A 6,050-nucleotide genomic window follows, 5' to 3' on the forward strand; every position below is an offset into this window, starting at 1 on the left:
CAGAAAAGACGCACGACGTTCTACTGGGCCCCGGCGGCCATGCGGGCGTCGGCGCGCTCCTTGCCGGCGCCGTGCGCGTCCTTGAGGACCCTGAGCTTGTCCTTGAGGCCGTGGCCGGTGTCCTTCTTCAGGGCCTTGTGCAGGCCCTCGGTGTTGTTGCCGTACCCCGCGTAGTAGGCGGCGTCGGCCACGTCGTATCCCTGGAACAGGTACTCGAACAGCTGCTGGATCCGGTCCGGCAGATTCTCGAGGTCGTTGAGCAGCTCGTCGATCGCCTGGTCGAGGCCTTCCTCGTGCGGCATCTCGTCGAACCCGTACTCCTGCATCGCCTGCCCGTACTCCCTGTGGGAGTCGTCGTCGTAGTCAGCCATGTGATCACCTCAGCACCGGGCCGGTCGGCCTGCGATGTCTTTCCGGGCAGTCTCGCGTGCAGCCGCTTGCGCCAAGTTGTGAATCGTAGTTCACTTCTTGTGTGGCATACCGGCGTACCCCGGCCGTACAGGCCCGGTTGGACGCATCCAGGGAGGCGATCCTCAAGGCCGCCATCGCCCTGCTGACCGAGCACGGTTACCCGGGCTGCTCGGTGGCCGCCGTGGCCGCGCGGGCCGGCGTCGCCACCGGCACCGTGTACCGCCACTTCCCGAACAAGGCGCAGCTGGTCACCGAGGTGTTCCGGTTCGCTGCCGGCCGCGAGCTGGCCGCCGTCACCGAGGCCGTGCGGCGGCCGGCCGCGGTGGCCGACCGGATCATCGCGCTGATCGAGACGTTCGCCGGCCGGGCCTTCAAGTCGCCCCGGCTGGCCTACGCGCTGCTCGCCGAGCCGGTCGACCCGGCCGTCGACGCCGAACGCCTGGTGTTCCGCCGCGGCTACCGCGACCTGGTCGCCGCCGCGGTCGCCGGGGGCGTGGCGAGTGGCGCGCTGCCCGCCCAGAACCCCGAGGTCACCGCGGCCGCCCTGGTCGGCGCGATGGCCGAGGCGCTGGTCTCGCCGCTGGCCGCCGGGCACGCCGAGGTCGACACCATCCCCTCGCTGATCACCTTCGCCCTGCGAGCCGTAGGAGGTTCCGATGCCCGCGACGCATGAGGTCACCAACCAGGTTCCGCCCCTGGTCGGGCACGACGTGGCCGCCGACCCCGCGCTCGTCGAAGCGCTTCGACGGGAGGGCGCCGAGTGGGCCGAGCCCGAGCTGCGCGCGCTGGGCGCTCTCGCCGGCAGCGAGCAGGCGCAGGAGTGGGGCCGTCTTGCCCACGCCTACCCGCCGGTCCTGCGCACGCACGACCGCTACGGCCACCGCATCGACGAGGTCGAGTTCCACCAGTCCTGGCACGAGCTGATGGCCGTCGCGGTGTCCTCCGGCATCCACGCCGCTCCCTGGCGCGACGACCGGGCCGGCGCGCACGTGGCAAGGGCCGCCAAGATGTACGTCTGGAGCCAGGTCGAGCCCGGCCACACCTGCCCGATCTCGATGACCTACGCCGCGGTGCCGGCGCTGCGCCACACGCCCGAGCTGGCCGCGGTGCTGGAGCCCCTGCTGGCCGCGCCGGAGTACGACTTCGGCCTGCGCGAGCCGACCTCGAAGCGCGGCCTGATCGCCGGCATGTCGATGACCGAGAAGCAGGGCGGATCCGACGTGCGCGCCAACACCACCCGCGCGGTGCCCGCCGCCGACGGCTCGTACCTGATCACCGGCCACAAGTGGTTCACCTCGGCGCCGATGTCGGACGTGTTCCTCACGCTCGCACAGGCCCCCGGCGGCCTGTCCTGCTTCCTGATTCCGCGGATCCTGCCCGACGGCACCCGCAACCGGTTCTTCCTGCAGCGCTTGAAGGACAAGCTCGGCAACCGCTCCAACGCCTCGGCGGAGGTCGAGTACTCCGACGCCGTCGCCGTGCTGATCGGGGAGGAGGGCCGCGGCGTGCGGACCATCATCGAGATGGTCAACATGACCCGGCTGGACTGCGTGCTGGGCTCGGCCGCCGGCATGCGCCACGGCCTCGTCCAGGCCGCCCACCACGCGCGGCACCGCAGGGCGTTCGGCACCACGCTGATCGACGCCCCGCTGATGGCCAACGTGCTCGCCGACCTGGCCGTCGAGGCCGAGGCCGCCACCACCGTGGCGATGCGCCTCGCCGGCGCCACCGACCGCGCCGCCCGCGGCGACACCGCCGAGGCCACGTTCCGCCGCCTGGCCCTTGCGGTCAGCAAGTACTGGGTGTGCAAGCGCGGCCCGGCGCACGCCGCCGAGGCACTGGAATGCTTGGGCGGCAACGGCTACGTCGAGGAGTCCGGCATGCCGCGGCTCTACCGCGAGGCCCCGCTGTCGTCCATCTGGGAGGGTTCGGGCAACGTCGCCGCCTTGGACGCGTTGCGCGCCATGGCCAAGCAACCCGAGTCGGTCGAGGCGTTCTTCGCCGAGCTCGAGCTGTCGTCCGGTGTGGACCGTCGCCTCGACGACGCCGTGGCCAACGTCCGCAAGGAGCTCGCCGACCTGTCGGCCATCGAGCTGCGCGCCCGCCGCATCGTCGAGGCCATGGCCCTGGTGCTGCAGGGCTCGCTGCTGGTCCGGCACGCCCCGCCGGCCGTCGCCGACGCGTTCTGCGCCTCCCGCCTTGCCGGCGACTGGGGCGTGGCCTTCGGCACACTTGCGGCCGGCACCGACACCGCGGCCATTCTCGATCGGGTTCGCGTGCGGTAACACACATCCGGTGTCCGGCAGACCCCGCGGGGGAGGGACTACGATCCCCTAGTTACTACGCAGTAGCTACCCGATGCGGAGGGGTCGTGCTGGTACGACTGGTCGTTGGCCTCCTGCTCACCGTGGTCGTGCTCGCCTTCGCGGCGCGCCGGGCGCGGTGGCTGCACAAGCTGATCAGCTCCGGCCAGCCGGCCACCGGCCGGCTCGACAACCTGGGTGCCCGGCTCTGGGCCCAGGTCGCGGAGGTCTTCGGGCAGCGCAAGCTGCTCAAGTGGTCGATCCCCGGGCTGGCGCACTTCTTCACGTTCTGGGGCTTCCTGATCCTGGGCTCGGTCTACCTCGAGGCCTACGGCACGCTGTTCGACCACGACTTCCACATCCCGCTGATCGGGCGCTGGGCGGTGCTCGGGTTCCTGCAGGACTTCATCGCCGTGGCCGTGCTGTTCTCGCTGGTGGCGTTCTCGATCATGCGGGTCCGGCAGGCGCCCGAGCGCCGCAAGCGCGCCTCGAGGTTCTACGGCTCGCACACCGGCCCGGCCTGGCTGATCCTGTTCATGATCTTCAACGTGATCTGGACGATGTTCCTGTTCCGCGGCGCCTCCGCCGCGGTGGGCACCTTCCCCTACGACAGCGGGGCGTTCGTCTCGCTCGGCGTCGGCGAGTTGCTCGAACCGTTGGGCCACGACCCCAACGAGGTCCTCGAGTCGGTCGGCCTGCTGCTGCACATCGGCGTCATGCTGTCGTTCCTGATCATCGTGCTGTACTCCAAGCACCTGCACATCTTCATCGCCCCGATCAACGTCTCGGCCAAGCGGCTGCCGGACGGGCTCGGGCCGCTGCTGCCGATGGAGTCGCACGGCAAGCCGATCGACTTCGAGGACCCGGCCGAGGATGACGTGTTCGGCCGCGGCAAGATCGAGGACTTTACCTGGAAGGGCATGCTGGACTTCGCCACCTGCACCGAGTGCGGGCGTTGCCAGAGCCAGTGCCCGGCCTGGAACACCGGGAAACCGTTGTCCCCCAAGCTGGTCATCATGGACCTGCGGGACCACCTGTTCGCCAAGGCGCCGTACCTCATCGGCGGCAAGGACATGCCCGACGAGGGCGCGATCATGCCAAAAGGTGGGCCTTCGCACGGTGACGACGGGGGAGGCCACGGCGTGCCGGAGTCCGGGTTCGGCCGGGTGACCGGCTCCGGTCCGGAGCAGGCGCTGCGGCCGCTGGTGGGCACCGCGGAGCAGGGCGGGGTGATCGACCCGGACGTGCTGTGGTCGTGCACCACCTGCGGGGCGTGCGTCGAGCAGTGCCCGGTGGACATCGAGCACGTGGACCACATCGTGGACATGCGCCGGTACCAGGTGATGATCGAGTCGGAGTTCCCGACCGAGCTGGGCACCCTGTTCCGCAACCTGGAGAACAAGGGAAACCCGTGGGGGCAGAACAACTCGGAGCGGATGGACTGGGCCAAGGACCTTCCGTTCGAGGTGCCCGTGTTCGACGGCGAGCTCGCCGAGGACGTCGAGTACCTGTTCTGGGTCGGCTGCGCAGGCGCGTTCGACGACAACGCCCGTAGGACCGTCCGGGCCACCGCCGAGCTGCTGCACATCGCCGGCGTGAAATACGTGGTGCTCGGCAAGGAGGAGACCTGCACCGGTGACCCGGCCCGGCGGGCCGGCAACGAGTTCCTGTTCCAGATGATGGCGCAGCAGACCGCGGAGGTGCTCAACAGCTTCTTCGAGGGTCGTGAGCCGCTCCGGCGCAAGATCGTCACGACCTGCCCGCACTGCATGAACACCCTCGGCCGGGAGTACCCGCAGCTGGAGAGCATGATCCCGGCATTCGGCGGCACCAACGGGCATTACCAGGTGCTGCACCACACCCAGTTGCTGAACCGGTTGGTGCGCGAGGGAAAGCTCACCCCGGTCAAGCCCGCCGACGGCACCGGCGGCGCGCCCGTCACCTACCACGATCCGTGCTACCTCGGCAGGCACAACAAGGTGTACGAGCCACCGCGGGAGCTGGTCGGGGTCGCCGGCGCCACCCTCACCGAGATGCCCCGGCACGCCGACCGCGCGCTGTGCTGCGGAGCGGGCGGCGCTCGCATGTGGATGGAGGAGCACATCGGCAAGCGGATCAATCTGGAGCGGGTGGACGAGGCGATCTCCACCGGCGCCGGGGAGATCGTCACCGGCTGCCCGTTCTGCCGCGTCATGATCACCGACGGCGTGGTGCAGCGGCAGAGCGAGGACGCCGCCGCCGGCGTCACCGTCCGCGACGTCTCCCAACTCCTCCTGGAGTCGGTCAAACGCGGGACTGTTCCGCCTCTGCGGGATTAACTGCTGTCGTTGCGTTCCAGCCGATGGTGCGGATGTCGGGTTGATGGTGGCTGAGTGCCGTCACGGTCCCTGAGGTGCGGTTGGCAGGCGCGAGGCCACACCTAGCGCGCCGCTGTGGTACCGGTGAGGCTGTCCAGCTGCGCGGTGAGCAGCTGGGCGATCCGGCCGCTGTCGGCTGGCGAGATCGTGGCCCAGGTCTGCCCGTCGTCGGCTTCCCTCGACGTGAGCACGTACCGGCCGACCGGGGTGTCGAACCAGAAGATGTCGGGCTCGTGCCGCCCGGCCACGGTGATCCGGAACTGGCCCAGCCGCAGCCGCTTGCGCTCCAGGATCGTCCGCGCCTTGGCGAGCTGCGGGTCCTGCGCCTGCACCGCCCTGGCCACACCGCCTTCGTGCGCCCCGACCGAACCCGCCGAGATCGTCACCGACTGCCCGGGGCCGGGGCGCTCGGCGGGCAGCAGCTCGACCGCGCTGGACACGATCGCGGTGGGCCGGATGTGTTCGAACTGGACGGTGTTGGGCTTGCCGACCGCCCGCAGCGCGCGCTGGTCGGTCCGGCACACCCGGGCGAACAGCCGCACATCGTCGTCAAGGGCGCCGAACAGGGTGATCTCGGTGTGCGGCCTGGCGAACAGGGCCACCGCCGACTCGGCCTCGCCGGCGAGGCTCCGGCCGGCCAGGCTCGCGATCACCGCCGCGCGGATGCCCGCCCGCTCGTCGAAGGTCCGGCCGTGGTGCGGGATCTCGAACGGAAACGGCGCCGAGCCGAGCCCCAGCCGCTCGAGCAGAACGTCGATCGCGGCGAAGGACAGCACGAACGATCCGGGCACCGTTAGCCGCCGATCACCGGTGGCGCCGTGGGCTCGTCCGTGCCGAACAGGCCCTCGGGATCCGGCTCCTCGAGATAGGCCGGCCGCTGGTGCTCGTAGTCGTCCTCGCCCTGGCTCCGCGCGCCGCCCATCATCGGCGACATCCCGCCGCCCGCCCCTGCGCGGCCGGCGCCCATGCCGCCCTGGCC

At 70.7% G+C, this 6,050-nt stretch carries 5 protein-coding genes and 1 pseudogene; 3 read left to right on the forward strand and 3 right to left on the reverse strand.

Features of this window, described 5'->3' with window-relative positions; all coding sequences use genetic code 11:
- Positions 1-20: 20 nt before the first annotated feature.
- The gene (locus tag VGX25_RS33745; RefSeq protein ID WP_326922033.1) at positions 21-371 is read right to left on the reverse strand and encodes a hypothetical protein; all 351 of its coding nucleotides are present in this window, start codon (positions 369-371) and stop codon (positions 21-23) included.
- Between the two features lie 101 nt (positions 372-472).
- On the opposite strand from VGX25_RS33745, the gene VGX25_RS33750 reads away from it, so the two are divergent.
- The 3 genes from VGX25_RS33750 to VGX25_RS33760 all read left to right on the forward strand — a co-directional run bounded on the left by VGX25_RS33750 (position 473) and on the right by VGX25_RS33760 (position 5,032).
- On the forward strand, positions 473-1,084 hold the full coding sequence (locus tag VGX25_RS33750; RefSeq protein WP_326922034.1) for a TetR/AcrR family transcriptional regulator: 612 nt from the start codon (positions 473-475) through the stop codon (positions 1,082-1,084).
- Positions 1,068-2,696: an acyl-CoA dehydrogenase family protein gene (locus tag VGX25_RS33755; RefSeq protein WP_326922035.1), complete on the forward strand. Its 1,629-nt coding sequence runs from the start codon at positions 1,068-1,070 to the stop codon at positions 2,694-2,696. The genes VGX25_RS33750 and VGX25_RS33755 overlap by 17 nt, the downstream gene beginning before the upstream one ends.
- An 86-nt stretch (positions 2,697-2,782) precedes the next feature.
- A complete protein-coding gene (locus VGX25_RS33760) occupies positions 2,783-5,032 on the forward strand; it encodes a (Fe-S)-binding protein (RefSeq protein WP_326922036.1) in 2,250 nt (749 codons plus the stop codon).
- A gap of 101 nt (positions 5,033-5,133) precedes the next feature.
- Here VGX25_RS33760 and VGX25_RS33765 read toward each other — a convergent pair whose 3' ends face one another.
- Together VGX25_RS33765 and VGX25_RS33770 are read right to left on the reverse strand one after the other, a co-directional pair.
- Positions 5,134-5,862, reverse strand: coding sequence for an ESX secretion-associated protein EspG (locus tag VGX25_RS33765; protein WP_326922037.1), 729 nt, complete (start codon positions 5,860-5,862; stop codon positions 5,134-5,136).
- 2 nt (positions 5,863-5,864) lie between these two features.
- A pseudogene (locus tag VGX25_RS33770) lies at positions 5,865-6,050 on the reverse strand (hypothetical protein); the annotation flags it as partial.

The sequence above is a fragment of the Actinophytocola sp. genome (assembly GCF_035942955.1).
Classification (GTDB): domain Bacteria; phylum Actinomycetota; class Actinomycetes; order Mycobacteriales; family Pseudonocardiaceae; genus DASYTH01.